This window comes from Planctobacterium sp. R6 (genome assembly GCF_055755215.1).
The window spans coordinates 26,649-44,173 of the sequence record NZ_JBVTQY010000013.1; the positions used below are offsets into that span (position 1 = coordinate 26,649).

Here is a 17,525-nt window from a genome sequence, read left to right on the forward strand (position 1 = left end):
GTCGAGGTTTATACAACTCATTCGAACAGCGTTAATTGAACGCTTCGGACTTGCCGGCTCTGTGTCCGGCAAGTCATTTCCCCCTATTAGTTCTTGTTTTACAAAGACAAATTCCATACCATAGTTTGGTATCAAAATTACCCTCACCGCTGTGTGAATTAAAAGGAATTTGCTTATGTTGCAACGTCGTGCTTTAGCCTGTTTGATATCCGTGCTATTGATTAATGGATGTGGTTCTGACAGTGTCACCAACATTACCATTATCGAAGTGCCCAAATCGCCTCAGGCTCCGCTGGTATTTAGCGCAGCTACGCAGAGCTATTACATCGACGAAACGCCCGAAGCCAATCGTGTTTCCGGAGGCTCCGGTGCGGGAAACCTGGTATACACCAGTAGTAACCCTGAGATTGCAACAGTGGATGCCGACACAGGCATCGTAACCCTGTTAGACGATGGAGCCGTGACCATCACCGCCACTAAAGCAGGTGATGATATTTATGGCGCAATTTCCGCCAGCTATGCGTTAACGGTCAGCAAGTATGACAGATGGTATAACACCCAGTGGCAATTTGTAGAGCAGGAGTACAGGGTTGCTATGGCTAACAATGAAGTCGCCGGGAACACCTTTATACCCACCAATCAAACCCCCGTAGCGACTACACAGGTAAGGCTGGAAGCGAATCTACCGGCTGCAGAGAGCTACATCGACCCGGATGATTTCAATCCTGACGATACCAGTACCTACAACGCCTCTGTGTCCTGGACAATTTACGATAGTCTGGGCGAGTCTCACCTGCATTCGCTGTATTTTATCAAAGAATTTGGCAACGAATGGTTGATGGTAACGGCGATAGATGACGAATTTTATGATATAACCAATGCTGACGGTTCTGATCCTGCAGATGCATGGGGAGCAAACGATGGCCCGAGGGCAGGAGTACCTCAGAATTACGTAGGATTTGGGCAAACCTTATCCACGGCAGGTGGTACAACAACAAACCGAGGGATCTGGGGAAGCCGCCTGGTCTTTGATTCATCAGGAGACTATATCGCTATTCAGGCTGCAGATGGCAAAAGTCTGCCTACCGGTGTAGCAGGCGATATGATCCTGCCCACAACGGTTGCTATAATGGGCCTGACCACCGGCGCAGATACTTCACAAACTATCGCTTTCAATACCTGGTTAGACACCAGCGGCCCGCAAAACGACGGTTTTAGCCAATATGCCAGCCCATTCGAAATATCGCGCCTCGAACAAGACGGGCTACCCATCGGCACATTGGAACCCGCGTTAGTAAGCTATCACTCTGCTGATACCAACATTGCCCTGGTAAATGAAAACACCGGTTGGTTAACGCTGATCAGCAATGGTGAAACAGATATTACGGCCACCATTGCCGAAGATGAATACTATGCAGAAACGCAACTATCTTATCGACTCATTATCCAGTAAAGAAAGCTTGTCATCCACGCATTTAGTGACTGAGCGTCGTGTAATAAACGCAGTAAGCAACGGGATTTGGACGTGTTTGGAGGAATTGGGAGGAATTTGGAATCAAATTGATTCCAGACTCAGATCCCGCTTTTGATGGTTCTCAACAAACGCGAAAGCCTGCTCCGCGGTTTTAAACACCCCTACCGGATGCAGGTGAATGTCCTTAAGTTCAGACGGTGATTTCATAGTATCGTCTACCCAATCACATACCGGCTCTACTGCGAAGTCCCGTTGCTCCTCACACCAAAGCACAACAACCGGTGCGCCTTGTTCCAAATCTTTAAAAATCAGTTGTTCCGCCATCATGCTCAAAAAACCGACAAAAGGTTATTTTATTAACCTTAACGCCACAACGGTAAATTTTCAAGGCTTTATGATGTGATCAGCCGATGATTTAGCCTTGCAGCAAACTCACCGCACTGAGCACCAGCATAATGGCAATCAAAAAATTGAAAGCTTGACGATTAGTGCGGTTTTGCAGTTTAACCATCAGTAAACTCCCCGCCCAGGCCCACAGTGCGATAGAAATAAAGCAAACAACGCAATAAATACCTAAAAATGTGGCAAACTCCAGGTCAGTTTTACCGATAACAAAACCTGAGGCACCGGCAAGACACGCTACCCAGGCTTTGGGGTTTAGCCATTGCATCATGGCTCCACTCATAAAACCCTGTTTCTTAGAATTCGACTGATCACTAATCTCACCACTTCGGATCACTAAACTGGCCAGATAAATCATGTAAAGCGCCCCGGGATAACGCAGCAAACTGGCATACTGCTCTATATAAGTACTCAACAGGCCCCCGGTAACCCCTACAACAAACAATAACAGGATAAATCCCAGCGTCGCTCCCGATACAAATAACAACGAAAATCTAAATCCGTGCTTACTGGCGGTATTCATGGAAATCAGGTTAACCGGTCCTGGGGAAATAGACATAGACAATGAAAACATAAACATGGCAAGTAACATGAGTAACCTATCCTGATTTAAAACTGGATAGTCAGCTTAATCGCCTTTATTATCCACAACAATACAGAACATTGAGAACTTACTGTTCGGATTTCTTGCATAATGATTGATGAATTAAAATCGCTGGCAATATTCAGAGAAGTGGCCAGGCAAGGCTCTTTCAGGTCCGCCGCTCATTTTTTACATTTGTCCCCATCCGTCATCAGCCAACACATTTCCAATCTGGAGGAAAGGCTGGCTACGAAACTATTGCACCGCACCACACGCAAGTTGCAATTAACGGAGTCAGGACGTTCACTGTTGCAACACGCAGACGCCATGTACCAACACGCACAGACAGGATTGGCATTGGTAGCACAAAATACCGGCGAACTGGTAGGTAAACGCGTCATCACCCTGCCCTCAGCACTGTTGGAATCCAGCTGGTTAAACGGTCTTGCCGAATTTTCCAGAAGCCAGACAAAACTAAACTTGATATTAGAATTTACTGATAAACAGTTAGATCTACTGGAACACAATATTGATTTAGCCTTCAGAACAGGGCGTTTAACTGACAGCCTGATGAAATGCAAAAAAATTGGTAGCATTGCCCGAAAGTTAGTCGCGGCACCCGGTCTGCTAAAATCTCACCCCTTACCAGCTCACATTGAACACTTGCAGTCATTTCCATGGGTCTATCTGGACCGCCTGCCGGCTAACCGAGAATTTATACACAAGACGGGTAATAAAACGACTGTCAGTATTAATCCCACAATCACAGTAAACAGTGTCATCGCTATGACGGAGCTGACCAAAAAAGGCTTAGGGATTAGCTCGCCGCCGAGTCATTTGATCCAACAAGAATTGCAGTCGGGAAGCCTGGTTGAAATTTTTCCTGAATGGAAAATCCCCGACATTCCCTTATACCTGGTCTGGCTGGACAGCCCCGAAAACAGTTTACTGGTAGAGCGATTGATGGAGTATCTGGATAACCAAAAGACAACTTGAATCGGAAAAAATCTGAATACTCCCGGATAACATAGCGGATATGTCGCAAAACCAATGTTATACGACATTTTCCCATTTATCGGTCATTCTGTATTCTTTTTGCCAGGGAGAATGTCAACCACCAGAGTTAAACCCAATTGAATTTTGACTACTTGAAGTAGATTAATGGCTGAGCGTCAATTTAAGGGTTAAATGGCACCCAACATCAAACAATACAGTGTAGCCCTATGCTGAACCCAAACCTGTTAATACTCGCTCCCCTTTGCCTTTAATTTATGCTTCAATGCGTTAATTTCAAAAACAGACCAGAGTACGATGTATTACCTTATTTATTCCGAAGATGTTGAGAACAGTTTACCGCTGAGAAAGCAAGCCAGACCGGCTCACCTTGCGCGCCTGAATGCGCTTAAAGAAGAAGGTCGATTATTTGTGGCGGGTCCTTGCCCTGCTATCGATGCGGAAGATCCAGGTGAAGCCGGATTTACCGGTTCCATGGTGGTGGCAGAATTCGCCGATCTGTCGGCTGCCCAAGCATGGGCAGATGCCGATCCTTATCTGGATGCCGGGGTCTATCAGCGCACGATAGTAAAACCCTACAAAAAGGTTCTGCCTTAAGTCAGAATGTAACCTATTCGTTGGGCGGTGCTGTGGATTTGCATCGCCCGTTAAATCCCCCGTTGTGGGGCCAGCTTTGCTCTGGCCTGCCGGAGATAAACTCATGTCGGGCATCACGCCAAATCATTAACTCTGCTCTTCTCTCAAGAACACCAGCTCTTTCCCGGAACTGTTGGCTTCACTGAAATAATAACCGGCTGAATTAAAGTGTTTCAATTGCGCCACTTCTGACAACTGATTTTCCAGAATGTACCGCGCCATCAGGCCCCGTGCCTTTTTCGCGAAAAAGCTAATCACTTTGTATTGCCCGTTTTTCTTATCTTTAAATACCGGCGTATAAATTTGTGCTGCTAACTTTTTCGGTTTTACAGACTTGAAATACTCGTTGGACGCCAGATTGATCAGCACGTTATCCCCCTGCTCTGCCAGTACGGTATTCAGTTTTTCTGTGATCTGTTCGCCCCAAAACTCATAGAGATTCTTGCCTTTGTCAGTGTCCAGTTTAGTGCCCATTTCAAGGCGATAGGGCTGCATCAAATCCAGAGGTCGCAACAATCCGTACAAACCTGAGAGTATACGCAAGTGCTGTTGGCTGTATTGCAATGTATCTTCGCTTAAACTATTGGCATCGAGTCCGGTATAGACATCTCCGTTAAATGCCAGCACAGCCTGTTTTGCGTTTTCCTGCGTGAACGGAGTTTGCCAACTGGCATAGCGCTCGGCGTTGAGCAGCGCCAGTTTGTCACTGATATGCATCAGTGAGCTGATTTCATGCGGTGCCAGTTTTTTGCAACGCTTAATGAGTTGCTGTGCCGGTTGCAGCATGTCGGGTTGCGTAAAATGAGATGTGGTGGCCGGGGTTTGGTAATCCAGATTCTTAGCGGGGGAAATGACAACTAACATAAAACAAAGGCACTCCAGTCAAAAAGCGTTAATGTTGTGGCTTTTTACTGAAAATCAATGCACCTGGATCGATTGCATAGCCCGAATGTATGCTTGATAAACCTGCTCATCAAAAGCACAAAAGATCACTTTGCGGATATCCGGATAATAGCTGGTTTGTTCAACCACCGTACTCATTGCAATTTCACAGGCCTGCTTAACAGGATAACCGTACACTCCGCAGCTTATGGCCGGAAACGCGATACTGCGCAACTGGTGCTCCGCAGCCAGTGTCATTACCCGTTGATAACACCGGGCTAACAGTATAGCTTCTTGTTGCTCCCCCCCCTGCCAGATAGGTCCAACTGTGTGAATGACTTTTTTACAGGGCAACTGGTAGGCATCCGTGATTTTGGCCTCCCCGGTCGGGCAACCCCCTAAGGTTTTGCACTCTGCCAATAACTCCGGGCCAGCCGCTTTATGGATGGCACCATCCACGCCGCCGCCCCCTAACAAACTATTGTTAGCGGCGTTCACTATAGCGTCTACCGGCAATCGGGTTATATCTTCCTGAATGACTGTAATTTTTGCTGTCATTTGAAACTTCACACTTCATTGAGTACTATGCACAATTATAATCAAACTAGCTCATACTGCTGCATCCGTGTTGCTTGAGCTAATTTGGGTATCTGTGATACTTTGACTATCAACATCACCTTTTTTGTCATCACTGCGCGTTTTTATTCGGGATCACCAGGGTTCCGATATCACGAAATTTCATTCTGTAGTAACAATAAAAGGTTATACCCTGTGTAATACCAATAAGTTATTTAGACCTGTAAAATAACATGATTATTATGTCATGTTAGTCCATATTCGGAATACTTTTGAGGAAATTATGAGTAACCAACTTGAAGCCCTTCGTGCGGTAACAACGGTTGTCGCCGACACCGGTGATATCGAAGCCATTCGTCAATATCAACCCGTTGATGCCACTACGAACCCCTCTTTGCTGCTGAAAGCAGCACAAATGGAGCAATATCAGTCATTAATTACCGAATCTGTTGAGTGGGCAAAACAGCAATCTGATGATGTAACACAGCAACTGCAGGACGCCAGTGATAAATTAGCGGTTAAATTTGGCTGCGAGATATTAAATATTGTACCAGGTCGTGTTTCTACCGAGGTGGATGCCAGATTGTCTTTTGACAAACGCGCAACCATCGAAAAAGCCCATCGACTGATCGAGTTGTACAAAGAAGCCGGCATCAGTAAAGAACGCATTTTAATTAAAATCGCTTCCACCTGGGAAGGGATTCAGGCGGCTGAAGAACTGGAAAAAGAAGGAATCAATTGTAACCTGACGCTACTGTTTGGTTTTGCCCAGGCGCGTGCCTGTGCTGAGGCGGGTGTATTCCTGATATCTCCGTTTGTTGGCCGAATTCTGGACTGGTACAAAGCCAACACCGATAAAAAAGACTATGCGCCTGCCGAAGATCCTGGTGTGCAGTCAGTTACCAGCATTTATAATTATTACAAGCAACACGGTTACAAAACCATCGTAATGGGTGCCAGCTTCCGCAACATCGGTGAAATCACTGAATTGGCTGGTTGTGACCGTCTGACCATTAGTCCGGCACTGTTACAGGAGCTGAAAGACAGCAATGCTGAGCTACCGGTTAAATTGCAGGACGGTGGTGCCACGACTGAAGCACCGGGTGCGCTTTCTGAGCGGGAATTCCGCTGGCAGATGAATGAAGATGCCATGGCCACAGAAAAACTGGCAGAAGGTATCCGCAACTTCGCAAAAGACCAGCTTAAGCTGGAAGACATGCTAAAAGCCAAACTATAAAAATAATAATACGTTAAAGCCATCCAAGGGGTATAGCTCTGATGTGATGGCTTTTTAAATGGCTAAAAATAAGCTGGCAAAGGCCCTACAACGATCCAACAAGTGTTTAATTAACGAGGAAGATTATGGCCCACCTGAACGAACAACCCGCCTGGCAAAAACTGTCAGACATTGCTGATGCCATTAAATTTGAGCACATGCGTGACTGGTTTAATAATGATCCACAACGCGCCGTAAAATACACGGCTGACGCCGTCGGCATTACTCTGGATTACTCCAAAAACCGCATTAATCAGGAAGTGATGGACTCTTTGTTTGAACTGGCAGAACAATGTCAGGTTGCTGAAAAGCGAACGGCGATGTTTAGCGGTGAGCAAATTAACTTTACCGAACACCGTGCAGTACTCCATACCGCGTTACGTAACTTTTCCGGTAATCCTGTGATCGTAGATGGCACTGACGTGATGCCCGAAGTACTGGCCACCCAGGCCAAAATGAAGTCCTTTGTATCCAGCATTTTGACCGGACAACACAGAGGTTATACCGGTAAAGCCATTACCGATGTCGTGAGTATCGGTATTGGTGGCTCCTTCCTTGGGCCTAAGATAATGTCAGAAGCGCTCAAGCCTTATTGGCAGTCGGATGTCAAAGTGCATTTTGTGGCAAACGTTGATGCCTGCCATATTCAGGATGTGTTGGCCGAACGCGACGCAGAACAAACCTTGATACTGATGTCGTCAAAGTCCTTCAGTACTCAGGAAACCTTGCAAAATACCCTGACGGCGAAAAAATGGTTTTTGGCCCAGGGCGGCACTGAAGCCGACATTGCCAAACACTTTATGGCGGTATCCTCCAATATCAAAGCGGCCACTGAATTTGGTATGGCAGAAGAAAACATCTTCCCTATGTGGGATTGGGTAGGTGGTCGTTATTCACTGTGGTCAGCCATAGGGCTGCCTTTGGCATTAACCATCGGCTGGGAACACTTTGAAGCCCTGCTCAAAGGTGCCTACGAAATGGATTGCCACTTTCAGACAGCTCCGGTGGAACAAAATCTGCCAGTGATTCTGGCGCTGATTGGGCTTTGGTATCGCAATTTCTTTAATGCCCAAAGTTATGTATTGCTGCCTTATTATCACTATTTGCGAGGCTTTCCTGCTTATGTACAGCAACTGGATATGGAAAGTAACGGGAAACAGGTAGCCGGTGATGAAACTGTCGATTATGAAACCGGACCGATAGTCTGGGGAAGTGAAGGCACAAATGGCCAGCATTCATTCCACCAGCTTATTCACCAAAGCAATACCCTTATCCCGGCGGATTTCATGCTGCCACTCAATGTGCCAAAGCAGGACAATACTCACCACGCAATGTTAGCTTCTAACTGTTTTGCGCAATCCCAGGCATTAATGCAGGGCCAGTCCCACAAAGAAATAGTGGAAACTTTAAAAGCCAAAGGGGTCAAAAAAGCAGAAGCTGAAGTATTGGCCACCCACAAAACCATGCCGGGCAACAAACCGTCAAATACCCTGTTATTTGAGCAACTGGACCCTAAAACCCTGGGCGCACTGGTTGCGCTTTATGAGCATAAAGTGTTTGTGCAGGGGGCAATTTGGGGAGTGAATTCCTATGATCAATGGGGGGTTGAATTAGGTAAGGTATTAGGGAATCAAATTCTGGATAAAATTCAGTCTGAAGACAGTGCTCCTGGATTTGACGCCTCGACTAACCAACTGATAGCTCGCTTTGTTGACAGTTTGAAATAACATCACAGAGACACTGCAGCGCGTCTGTGACGAACTGCAGTGTCCCTGTAGCCATGGCATTTTCGCTTTAAACTCCTGCCATTTTGATCATTTTACCTTCAATTGTTGAACCTCCCCCACAAAAAACCCGTTAACTGTTCATTTTTCAGTCACTTATTATTCCATTCTTATTAGTTTCATGGTTTGTTAATAAAAAGTTAACATTAGCCCTTTACTTTTACCTCGCCTGTGATAAAACAGGTATCGAAACTGGCTGTTAAACTATTGTTAAGCCGGTATTTTTAGCGGTGTGATGTAAGGAGTTTACCGTGGATAAGAATGACTTAATGTCCAAACTAGACGAAGAAACTCGCTCAACAAAATCTCGTAAGAAAAAGCGCATGTGGCGTGAAATTGAAGCTATCAAGGACAAATATAAGCTTCGCAAAGAACTCGAAGACATGGACATGTTCAATGAGTACGAACTAAGCCAAATCGACATCTGACCGCAAAAGCCCCTGTTATTGGGGCTTTTTGGTTTTTGACGATAAGGAAATTATTGCGGGCTGATCTGTAGCGCCCGCAATGTTCGGCTTTCTGATATATCAGACCTGCCAGTTAATGGGGCTTAGTCCCTGTTGCTCAAGAAGTTGGTTGCATTGGATAAAGTGACCACAACCTAAAAAGCCGCGGTGAGCAGATAGCGGTGACGGGTGTGTCGTCTTTAGCACATAATGCTTTTGGTTATCAATATGAGCGCCTTTTTTGTGAGCATGACTGCCCCAAAGCATAAAGATCAGACCTTGCCCATGTTGATTTAGCGCTTCGATAACGTTATCCGTAAATTGCTCCCAGCCAATCTTGCTGTGGGAATGGGCTTTGCCCTGTTCAACAGTGAGGACAGTATTGAGCAACAATACCCCCTGCTCTGCCCATGGTTGCAAATTGCCATGTGAGGGGATCTCAAAACCGGGAATCGATTGCTTCAATTCCTTATACATGTTGAGCAACGAAGGCGGTGTTTTCACACCCTGCTTTACCGAGAAGCACAGTCCATGGGCCTGACCGGGTCCGTGATAAGGATCCTGCCCCAGAATAACCACTTTAACTTTGTCAAACTCAGTGGCTTTGAATGCGTTAAACACGTCGGCCTGAGGTGGGAATATGCTCTTGCCGGCCTGCCTTTCCTGCTCAACAAATTGCAGAATTTGTTGAAAATAAGGCGCCTGTTTTTCGGCGCCTAAAACATCCTTCCAACGGGTCATAGCTACTTAAGAATTTCAAACAGATGGGCTTTCAGCGTCTCGTAGGCGGCATCCTTATTGGCGGAAAGAATCTCTTTGCCGGCACATTCAGCCAAAGGTTGCGGCAAGCTGATGGGTTGTCCCAGTACATTTTCCACCGTTTCTTTAAACTTAGCCGGATGCGCAGTGCCCAGGAAAATACCGGTTTCCCCTTCCAGCAGCTGACGCTTCAGGCTCTTGTAGGCGATAGCGGCGTGAGGCTCGCTAACATAGCCGTCTTTCATCAGCTGGCGCATCGCCACCTGAGTGTATTCTTCGTCGATAGCTTCAGCAGATAAAATCTCTTTGTCCAGGTAACCGTATTCAAACAGGGCTTCAATACGCGGCCAGTTATTGGGCTGGCTTACATCCATAGCGTTAGACATAGTGGCCACTGTTGGTTTAGGCGCCCACTCACCGGAAGCCCAGTAACGTGGTACGGTATCGTTTTTATTGGTAGAAGCAATAAAGCGCTTAATCGGCAGTCCCAGCGCTTTGGCAATCATGCCAGCGGTTAAATTCCCAAAATTACCGCTGGGCACAGAAAATACCACGTCACTGCGTTTATCTTCTGGCACCTGCGAAAAGGCTTCAAAGTAGTAACAAACCTGAGCCAGTAAGCGGCTGATATTAATAGAGTTTGCAGAATTAAGGTGCAAACCATCGCGCACTTCCGGGTCGTCAAAGGCCGCCTTGACCAGCTGCTGACAGGCGTCAAAGTCACTTTCTACCGCGACAGTGTGAATATTGCCGCCCAGGGTAGTAAACAGTTTTTCCTGCAAGGTGGAGATTTTCCCCTTGGGATACAGGATAACCACCTGAATATTGTCGATACCATGAAACGCATGCGCCACTGCCGCGCCGGTATCTCCTGAGGTTGCGGTCAGAATAGTAATGGGGTTGGCTTTTTCTTTGGTGAGGTGTGACAAACACTGCGCCATAAAGCGGCCACCAAAGTCTTTAAATGCCAGGGTCGGACCGTGGAACAACTCAAGACAATAGATATCATCTTTTACGTGTGCCAGTGGCGCCGGAAAACAAAACGCATTTTCCACTAATTCAGCTAATACATCAGCGGGGATATCATCACCAATCAGATGCGACAGAATGGCTGCACTGCGCTGAGTAAAGGGTTGCTGTAGCAAGGCTTCGACATCAGCTAATGGTGCGATGTCTTTTGGAAAATACAGACCCTGGTTCTTACCCAGGCCTTTTTGCACGGCCTCACAGAAATTAACGGTATCGCTATTGTCTTTCAGATTGAATAATTGCACTTAAGATTCCTTCACAACTGTTGAACCTTTCAGGTCCAATTTACAGACATGACTAAAACCATCTTCGTTCTGGATATAATTTTCGGTTAGCCAGTCACTTATTTTATTGGCCTCGTCGAGGCTCTCACATACGGCAAAGACAGTGGGACCTGACCCGGAAATACTAAAGGCCAACGCACCATTATCTAACGCAAATTTTCTGGATTCATCAAATTTAGGTAACAAACTCTTACGGTATGGTTCAGCAATCACATCCTGCATCATGCTGGCTGCCAGCTTGCCATTGTTTTGATGCAGGGCATCAACAAACACCCCCAATTGCTTGCCAAATTGTAATGCAGTTTTAACACTGACTTCTTTCGGTAAAATCTCGCGAGCGGCAGAAGTGGACACCGAAATACCGGAATAACAACTTACCCAGTACCAGCTGTCTATCACTGGTAGCTGCGTGGTAATTTGTTCGCCATTTTCCACCATTAATGTCATGCCACCCAGATAGCAGGGGGCAACATTGTCGTAATGGATACTGCCACTGATCTGTCCTTCCAGCTCCCCCATTAACAACAGCATCTCATCTTCACTGAATGGCGTGTCGTAAAAGCTGTTCAGACCATCCAGGGCCGCTACGATGGAGCTGGCACTGGAGCCTAAACCACTGCCGATGGGCAAGTGCTTGTCGAGGGTCATTTTACAGGCTGGCGCTTCGATGTTGCGCGCTTTTAGCTTTTCGTGAAAGGCATTGTAACAGTGAGTCACAATATTCGTGGAGGTATCGGTTGGCAATTTATGAGCAAACCGACCAACAACAGATAAGCTGAACTGCTCAGCGTGTTCGAGTGTTACCGTGTCACCCAACGGTGAGCCATCTATAGGGGCAATTGCAGCGCCAAGGATATCAAAACCCAGGCAGACATTTCCTATCGAAGCAGGCGCGTAGGCGATGTGCTTCATCGAGATTTTCCTATCAATTTGATAAAAGGGTCATAAGGCTACCACACCCAATCGGATTGTACAGTGTCGCCTTATGCCTAATATTTAGTTTTAATTTAACGCGGGAATTAATGTACTACAACGCACACTTAATGAGTTCCCGCCCAGGGCATGGTGCGCAACACATCGGCAAATACACCGGCGGCGGTTACTTCAGCTCCTGCGCCATAACCTCGGATCACGAAGGGAATTGGCTGATAATATTGACTGTGAATGGCCAGCGCGTTTTCACCGTCTTTAATAGTGTAAAGTGGATGAACTGCATCGACTGCCAGCACTTTCACCGCACAGTGCCCTTCTTTGATGGTTCCCACGTAACGCAGCACTTTGCCTTCTGAGGCAGCTTTGTCGATTAGCGACGCAAAATGGTTGTCCAGCTCCGGTAATCTGGCGACAAACTCGTCCACCGAACCCGAAGCGTCAAAAGACTCCGGTATTACAGATTCAATACTGATATCTGACAGCTCCAACTTGAGACCTGACTCACGCGCCATGATCAGCAGTTTACGGGCCACATCCATACCGCTTAAATCGTCTCTGGGGTCAGGCTCGGTAAACCCGTTTTGCATGGCAATTTTGGTGGCTTCAGAAATGCTTAGTCCTTCATCCAGTTTGCCAAAGATAAAAGACAGCGAACCAGACAGGATTCCTTCAAATTGCAATAATTCGTCCCCGGCATAGATCAGGTTCTGCAGATTATCAATCACCGGTAAGCCTGCGCCTACCGTGGTTTCATAGAGAAACTGACGATTGTTCTGACGTGCCACCTCTCTTAGCTTTTTGTAAAAAGCCAGGTCTGATGTATTGGCCTTTTTGTTGGGTGTCACTACGTGAAAACCGGCTTCCATAAAATCGATGTACTGCTCAGCAATATCATCACTGGTGGTGCAGTCGATGATCACCGGGTTTACCAGACTATTGTCATGTGCAAATCGCTGTAAGGTTCTGACATCCAGATTTTCTTCACTGGCTTCCAGTGCTTCACGCCAGCCATTCGCCAGATCAATACCGCCCTCTCTTAACAGCAAATTACGACTGTTAGCGATACCATAAACCCGCAGACTGATATCGCGCTTTAACAGCGCGGCTTGTTGTTTGCTAATTTGGTTAAGTAGTTCCGCGCCCACGGTGCCACACCCCACCAAAAAAGCATCAATGGTGTGGAGGTTAGAGAAAAAATTCTGATGGATCACCTTCACTGCCTTTTTCGCTTTTCTGGCTTCGATAACCGTTGAGATAGAACGCTCTGATGACCCCTGGGCAATGGCCACATTATTCACCCTGGCCTGCGCCAGTGCGCTAAAGAAGCGGGCAGCCAAACCTTTAGTGTGACGCATACCATCGCCAACCAATGTCACAATCGCCAGGTTTTCCTTGGTTTGAATTGGCTCTAACAGATGGTTGTCAATTTCCAGAGCAAAGGCATCTTCCAGTACATTTCTGGCCCGCTCCTGATCTTTACCCTGAATACAAAAACTGATGGAGTACTCAGAAGAAGACTGCGTGATCAGGCTGATAGAAATATTGGCGTTGGAGATCACTTCAAAAACCCGTGCAGCCATGCCCACCATGCCTTTCATACCTGGCCCGGATATGTTGAACATAGACATGTTTTCCAGTAGGGAAATACCCTTAACCTGGACCCATTTCTCACTGGCTTCATGGCTGATCAAAGTGCCTGGTGCCGCAGGATTCAGGGTATTGCGGATAAGGCACGGAATGGAGTATTGAGCGATAGGACCAATGGTTTTAGGGTGTAATACCTTGGCACCAAAGTAAGATAACTCCATCGCTTCCTGATAGGTCAGCTTATCAAGTAGTACTGCACCTTCTACCTGACGCGGGTCTGCGTTATACACACCATCAACATCGGTCCATATTTCGCAACACTCAGCGTCAATACAGGCAGCTAAAATGGCAGCAGAATAGTCAGAGCCATTGCGCCCCAGAGTGACTTTTTCTCCGGCATCATTTGCCGCCACAAAGCCAGGCATGATCAACAAACAATCTTTATCGGTATTGAGCTCGGCAAAACGGGCGCGGCTGGCGCTAAGGTCAGCGATAGAGTCCAGGTAATCGCCTTCTGCAACAACATACTCTACCGGGTCAATAATATGGTTTTTTACCCCTGAAGCGGTCAGGATTTGGCTGAATATGTTGACACTGACATATTCACCCAGACTCAAAATTTGTGCGGTGATGGCGGCCGGACTGGCATTGAGTAAAGCAATGCCTTGTAGATGCTTTACCAGACCATTGAGTTTTTCGGTAATCAGGGTGTTAAGTGCTTGATAATTGAAGTTGTCGAGAGAGTCATTTAAGTCGGAGGCGATACTGGTGAGGGTTTGTTTTAAAGCGGCAAATTCCACCTCGTAATTCTCACCCTGCTCCGCTTTGTGACACAGCGTCTCCAGTGTATTAGTGACGCCTTTCGGAGCTGACAATACCACCCCCGCACCTGATTCTTCATGTGCCTGCAGACTGATATCCCTGACACTCAGATATCTGACCGCATCCGCCAGCGAGGACCCACCAAACTTCAATACTTTCATTTTACACTCCGCTTACCGCTTTTTTACCGATTTAACTTTTGACTCCGACAGAGTCTCTAATTTTGAAAACCTAAAAAAAAAGCCCGTTTCCTGGTAGGTCACGGGCTTTTGCTATTCTTATGCTTGCACTAGCCAGTGACCCTCTCCGTGGAGATGGTGCCGGTCATAATAATCGTCATCATAATGCTGGTGATAAGGTGCATGTGAGTCTTCCGATTGAGTGCCTGTGCAAGCTTATTTATTGAACTTGAGATGAGATTGCCATCTAGACGTCTAAATGTCAACAGCCATTTTTTGACAATTTTGCGAAAGTTAAGACTCGCTTCAGTTTTGAATCCATTTTCCTGCCATCAGATAGCGATAAGATTTTCTTTTAAAGACAAAATATTTGCTATTTACCAGTATAAATAGTAAACCCAGTGTACTACTCGGTTTTTAAGTGCTTCGATATCTCAAACTTTACAGCGAAACGTTAGCAAGAGAGTCTGAACTATAAACAATGTTTAACTTCAATGTAACAAGACCTAACTCATTAAACAAAAGCCAGTTACCACAAATATCGTATATCCCCCGAATAATTGGTTATGTAATCATGGGGATTATGATGCTGGCGGTATTTTACCCTGTAGAATCTTTCAATGTGGTAATAGGGTTAATAGCTAACTGTTTAGTCTGGCCTCATGTTGCACGTCTGCACAGTAAACTCGCTGGCGAAACCCGGCAATCAGAGCTGATTAATCAACACTGCGATGCCTTTTTTTATGGTTTATGGTCTGCAGTAGTAGGGTTTCAATTGTGGATAGTATTCGCATTATTAATTGTAACTTCGTTAAATAGCCTTATCGCAGGTGGATTAAAAAATTACGCTATCGCTATCCTGCTTATGTTGCTGGGAATGCTGTCAGGTGGATTGTGGCTTGGGTTTGAATTAATTGAGTACACCCCTTTCAGTGGAAAAGTTATTGCCGCCACGAGTATTTACCTCTACTGCTGTAATGTCGGATATTTCAATAGTCAATCCACAAAAATCATTAATCGCTCCAGGAAAGAAATAAAACGGCAAAATCAAGAGCTGAAAAGCGCATGGCTTAAAGCTGAGGAAGGTTCCAGAGCAAAAAGTGAATTCCTGGCTAACATGAGCCATGAAATTCGCACACCCATGAATGGAATTTTAGGGACACTGCAGTTGATACAGCGAGATTTGCAAGATAAAACGTTGCAACCACTGGTGTCCAAAGCCCTGTATTCGACCAAGTCGCTGTTAACGATTATTAATGACATATTGGATTTTTCAAAAATAGAAGCCAATAAACTCTCGCTGGAAAGCGCACCGTTCTCAATGGTGGAAGTGGTCGATTCGGTGAGTGCAGATTTAACCCCTGCCGCCGGCAAAAAGGGTCTTCAGCTAAAAACGGAAATAGTGCCCGGATTCCCTGATGGTTGGTTAGGTGATTCTGTCCGGGTCAGGCAAATATTGCTTAACCTGGCATCAAATGCGGTCAAGTTTACCCATGAAGGCAGTGTCAGTATTGGACTCAAAACCGTGCAGCAGCAAGGCAATATGGCTATCCGATTCACGGTTTCAGACACGGGTATTGGCATGAGCGAAGCTGCACAACGTAAGATCTTCGAGCGTTTTACTCAGGCCGATACCTCAACCACCCGAAAATATGGCGGTACCGGATTAGGCATGTCGATAACCGTCAGCCTGGTACATTTAATGAATGGCGAGATCAGTCTTGATAGTGATGAAGGCAAGGGAACATCGGTACAGGTTACCCTGCCATTAGCACAAACTGACCTGCAAACCGCTGGCAATGATGAAACACCGACAGGTATTCCTGATCTGAGTGACGTTCAGGTGCTGATAGCAGAAGACAATGAAATTAACCAGGCTATCATAGAATCTATGCTGGAAAAGACCGGCGCCGCCCTTACCCTGGTTGAAAATGGCAGGCTGGCTGTGGAGGCTTTCAAAGCCCAGCAGTTTCACATTGTACTCATGGATATTCAGATGCCCGAAATGGATGGCATTGAAGCTTTCAGTCAAATCCAGCAAATTAACCCCGAAGTCCCGGTTGTTGCTCTGACAGCCAATGTCATGGCAGATGACATACAGCGTTATCAGGCATTAGGCTTCGTGAACCATGTGGGCAAACCCTTTAATATGGACTATCTGTATCAGGTGCTCACGACAAGTCTGACAATGTCTGAACACAGAAGGTAAAGTGCAATGGCGCAATTTCTCATTGTGGCGTTTATCGTCATTGTTTGTCTGACTGTCATTGCCATAGTCAAAAACGCGCGTCGGCTCAAAAGAGAAAACTTAATCGATAATTTTGAATTTCCCGCCAGCATCGCACAGAAAGTGAATGACAAATACCCGCACCTGGATTCAGCAGAGGTTGATATGGTGATGGATGGTCTGCGCGGGTATTTTCATATTTGTAATATAGCCGGTCGAAAGAGGGTATCCATGCCCTCCCAGGTGGTTGATGTAGCCTGGCACGAATTTATTCTCTTTACCCGGTTGTACCAGAATTTTTGCTCGCGCAGTTTTGGCCGCTTTTTACATCACACACCCGCTGAGGCCATGAAATCTGCCACAGAAGCACAAAAAGGCATAAAAACCGCCTGGCGTATCGCCTGTTTCAGAGAAAACATCCAGCCCAAATCCCCACACAAACTGCCCTTGTTATTTGCCCTTGATGCTAAACTGAATATACCCGATGGCTTCAACTATGCCCTTGATTGTAGCAAAGCGGGCAGGCACCCTTATTGCGGCTCACATATCAGTTGCGGTAGTGGTTGTGCAGGAAGTTGTTCAGGAGACAACAGCGGATGCAGCAGTGGCTGCGGAGGTGGCGACTGAAGGCC

General features: G+C 46.3%; 16 protein-coding genes. 8 read left to right on the forward strand and 8 right to left on the reverse strand.

Translation table 11 applies throughout. From position 1 onward, the window contains the following. The first annotated feature begins 175 nt into the window (after positions 1 to 175). Positions 176 to 1,453 carry a flagellar basal body FlgE domain-containing protein gene (locus AC0J20_RS10390; RefSeq protein WP_473021607.1) on the forward strand — a complete coding sequence of 426 codons (1,278 nt, stop codon included), beginning with the start codon at positions 176 to 178 and terminating at the stop codon, positions 1,451 to 1,453. 102 nt (positions 1,454 to 1,555) lie between these two features. Here AC0J20_RS10390 and AC0J20_RS10395 read toward each other — a convergent pair whose 3' ends face one another. Both AC0J20_RS10395 and AC0J20_RS10400 read right to left on the reverse strand, forming a co-directional pair. After that, entirely contained in the window at positions 1,556 to 1,801 is a 246-nt protein-coding gene (locus AC0J20_RS10395) for a hypothetical protein (protein ID WP_229528796.1), read from the reverse strand. An 88-nt stretch (positions 1,802 to 1,889) separates the two neighbouring features. Continuing rightward, positions 1,890 to 2,468 carry a LysE family translocator gene (locus AC0J20_RS10400; protein WP_229528795.1) on the reverse strand — a complete coding sequence of 193 codons (579 nt, stop codon included), beginning with the start codon at positions 2,466 to 2,468 and terminating at the stop codon, positions 1,890 to 1,892. Between the two features lie 102 nt (positions 2,469 to 2,570). Between AC0J20_RS10400 and AC0J20_RS10405 the strand changes: the two genes are divergently transcribed. Beyond that, on the forward strand, positions 2,571 to 3,455 hold the full coding sequence (locus AC0J20_RS10405; protein ID WP_229528794.1) for a LysR family transcriptional regulator: 885 nt from the start codon (positions 2,571 to 2,573) through the stop codon (positions 3,453 to 3,455). A 315-nt stretch (positions 3,456 to 3,770) separates the two neighbouring features. Next, complete coding sequence (locus tag AC0J20_RS10410; RefSeq protein ID WP_473021608.1) at positions 3,771 to 4,070, forward strand: YciI family protein; 300 nt, start codon at positions 3,771 to 3,773, stop codon at positions 4,068 to 4,070. A gap of 126 nt (positions 4,071 to 4,196) precedes the next feature. On the opposite strand, the gene yaaA is transcribed toward AC0J20_RS10410, so the two are convergent. Together yaaA and AC0J20_RS10420 are read right to left on the reverse strand one after the other, a co-directional pair. Further along, on the reverse strand, positions 4,197 to 4,973 hold the full coding sequence (yaaA, locus tag AC0J20_RS10415) for a peroxide stress protein YaaA (protein ID WP_473021609.1): 777 nt from the start codon (positions 4,971 to 4,973) through the stop codon (positions 4,197 to 4,199). Between the two features lie 54 nt (positions 4,974 to 5,027). Continuing rightward, positions 5,028 to 5,549, reverse strand: a complete 522-nt coding sequence (locus AC0J20_RS10420; protein ID WP_473021610.1) for an O-acetyl-ADP-ribose deacetylase — start codon at positions 5,547 to 5,549, stop codon at positions 5,028 to 5,030. A gap of 301 nt (positions 5,550 to 5,850) precedes the next feature. On the opposite strand from AC0J20_RS10420, the gene tal reads away from it, so the two are divergent. The 3 genes from tal to AC0J20_RS10435 all read left to right on the forward strand — a co-directional run bounded on the left by tal (position 5,851) and on the right by AC0J20_RS10435 (position 9,055). After that, entirely contained in the window at positions 5,851 to 6,804 is a 954-nt protein-coding gene (tal, locus tag AC0J20_RS10425; protein ID WP_473021611.1) for a transaldolase, read from the forward strand. A gap of 125 nt (positions 6,805 to 6,929) precedes the next feature. Continuing rightward, entirely contained in the window at positions 6,930 to 8,570 is a 1,641-nt protein-coding gene (gene pgi, locus AC0J20_RS10430) for a glucose-6-phosphate isomerase (protein ID WP_473021612.1), read from the forward strand. Between the two features lie 308 nt (positions 8,571 to 8,878). Next, entirely contained in the window at positions 8,879 to 9,055 is a 177-nt protein-coding gene (locus AC0J20_RS10435) for a DUF3545 family protein (protein ID WP_229528788.1), read from the forward strand. A 99-nt stretch (positions 9,056 to 9,154) separates the two neighbouring features. Here AC0J20_RS10435 and ung read toward each other — a convergent pair whose 3' ends face one another. The 4 genes from ung to thrA form a co-directional block, all read right to left on the reverse strand. Then, complete coding sequence (gene ung / locus AC0J20_RS10440) at positions 9,155 to 9,814, reverse strand: uracil-DNA glycosylase (protein WP_473021613.1); 660 nt, start codon at positions 9,812 to 9,814, stop codon at positions 9,155 to 9,157. Between the two features lie 2 nt (positions 9,815 to 9,816). Then, positions 9,817 to 11,106: a threonine synthase gene (thrC, locus tag AC0J20_RS10445; protein WP_473021614.1), complete on the reverse strand. Its 1,290-nt coding sequence runs from the start codon at positions 11,104 to 11,106 to the stop codon at positions 9,817 to 9,819. Beyond that, on the reverse strand, positions 11,107 to 12,057 hold the full coding sequence (thrB, locus tag AC0J20_RS10450) for a homoserine kinase (protein WP_473021615.1): 951 nt from the start codon (positions 12,055 to 12,057) through the stop codon (positions 11,107 to 11,109). 128 nt (positions 12,058 to 12,185) lie between these two features. After that, a complete protein-coding gene (gene thrA / locus AC0J20_RS10455) occupies positions 12,186 to 14,648 on the reverse strand; it encodes a bifunctional aspartate kinase/homoserine dehydrogenase I (protein ID WP_229528784.1) in 2,463 nt (820 codons plus the stop codon). A gap of 499 nt (positions 14,649 to 15,147) precedes the next feature. On the opposite strand from thrA, the gene AC0J20_RS10460 reads away from it, so the two are divergent. Then, on the forward strand, positions 15,148 to 16,875 hold the full coding sequence (locus AC0J20_RS10460; protein WP_473021616.1) for an ATP-binding protein: 1,728 nt from the start codon (positions 15,148 to 15,150) through the stop codon (positions 16,873 to 16,875). A 6-nt stretch (positions 16,876 to 16,881) separates the two neighbouring features. Beyond that, positions 16,882 to 17,520, forward strand: coding sequence for a glycine-rich domain-containing protein (locus AC0J20_RS10465; RefSeq protein WP_473021617.1), 639 nt, complete (start codon positions 16,882 to 16,884; stop codon positions 17,518 to 17,520). The last annotated feature ends 5 nt before the right edge of the window (positions 17,521 to 17,525 follow it).

Coding starts and splice junctions, on each gene's coding strand:
- AC0J20_RS10390 (WP_473021607.1), top strand. CDS start 176: ATGTTGCAACGTCGTGCTTTAGCCTGTTTGATATCCGTGCTATTGATT.
- AC0J20_RS10395 (WP_229528796.1), bottom strand. CDS start 1,801: ATGATGGCGGAACAACTGATTTTTAAAGATTTGGAACAAGGCGCACCG.
- AC0J20_RS10400 (WP_229528795.1), bottom strand. CDS start 2,468: ATGTTACTTGCCATGTTTATGTTTTCATTGTCTATGTCTATTTCCCCA.
- AC0J20_RS10405 (WP_229528794.1), top strand. CDS start 2,571: ATGATTGATGAATTAAAATCGCTGGCAATATTCAGAGAAGTGGCCAGG.
- AC0J20_RS10410 (WP_473021608.1), top strand. CDS start 3,771: ATGTATTACCTTATTTATTCCGAAGATGTTGAGAACAGTTTACCGCTG.
- yaaA (WP_473021609.1), bottom strand. CDS start 4,973: ATGTTAGTTGTCATTTCCCCCGCTAAGAATCTGGATTACCAAACCCCG.
- AC0J20_RS10420 (WP_473021610.1), bottom strand. CDS start 5,549: ATGACAGCAAAAATTACAGTCATTCAGGAAGATATAACCCGATTGCCG.
- tal (WP_473021611.1), top strand. CDS start 5,851: ATGAGTAACCAACTTGAAGCCCTTCGTGCGGTAACAACGGTTGTCGCC.
- pgi (WP_473021612.1), top strand. CDS start 6,930: ATGGCCCACCTGAACGAACAACCCGCCTGGCAAAAACTGTCAGACATT.
- ung (WP_473021613.1), bottom strand. CDS start 9,814: ATGACCCGTTGGAAGGATGTTTTAGGCGCCGAAAAACAGGCGCCTTAT.
- thrB (WP_473021615.1), bottom strand. CDS start 12,057: ATGAAGCACATCGCCTACGCGCCTGCTTCGATAGGAAATGTCTGCCTG.
- thrA (WP_229528784.1), bottom strand. CDS start 14,648: ATGAAAGTATTGAAGTTTGGTGGGTCCTCGCTGGCGGATGCGGTCAGA.
- AC0J20_RS10460 (WP_473021616.1), top strand. CDS start 15,148: ATGTTTAACTTCAATGTAACAAGACCTAACTCATTAAACAAAAGCCAG.
- AC0J20_RS10465 (WP_473021617.1), top strand. CDS start 16,882: ATGGCGCAATTTCTCATTGTGGCGTTTATCGTCATTGTTTGTCTGACT.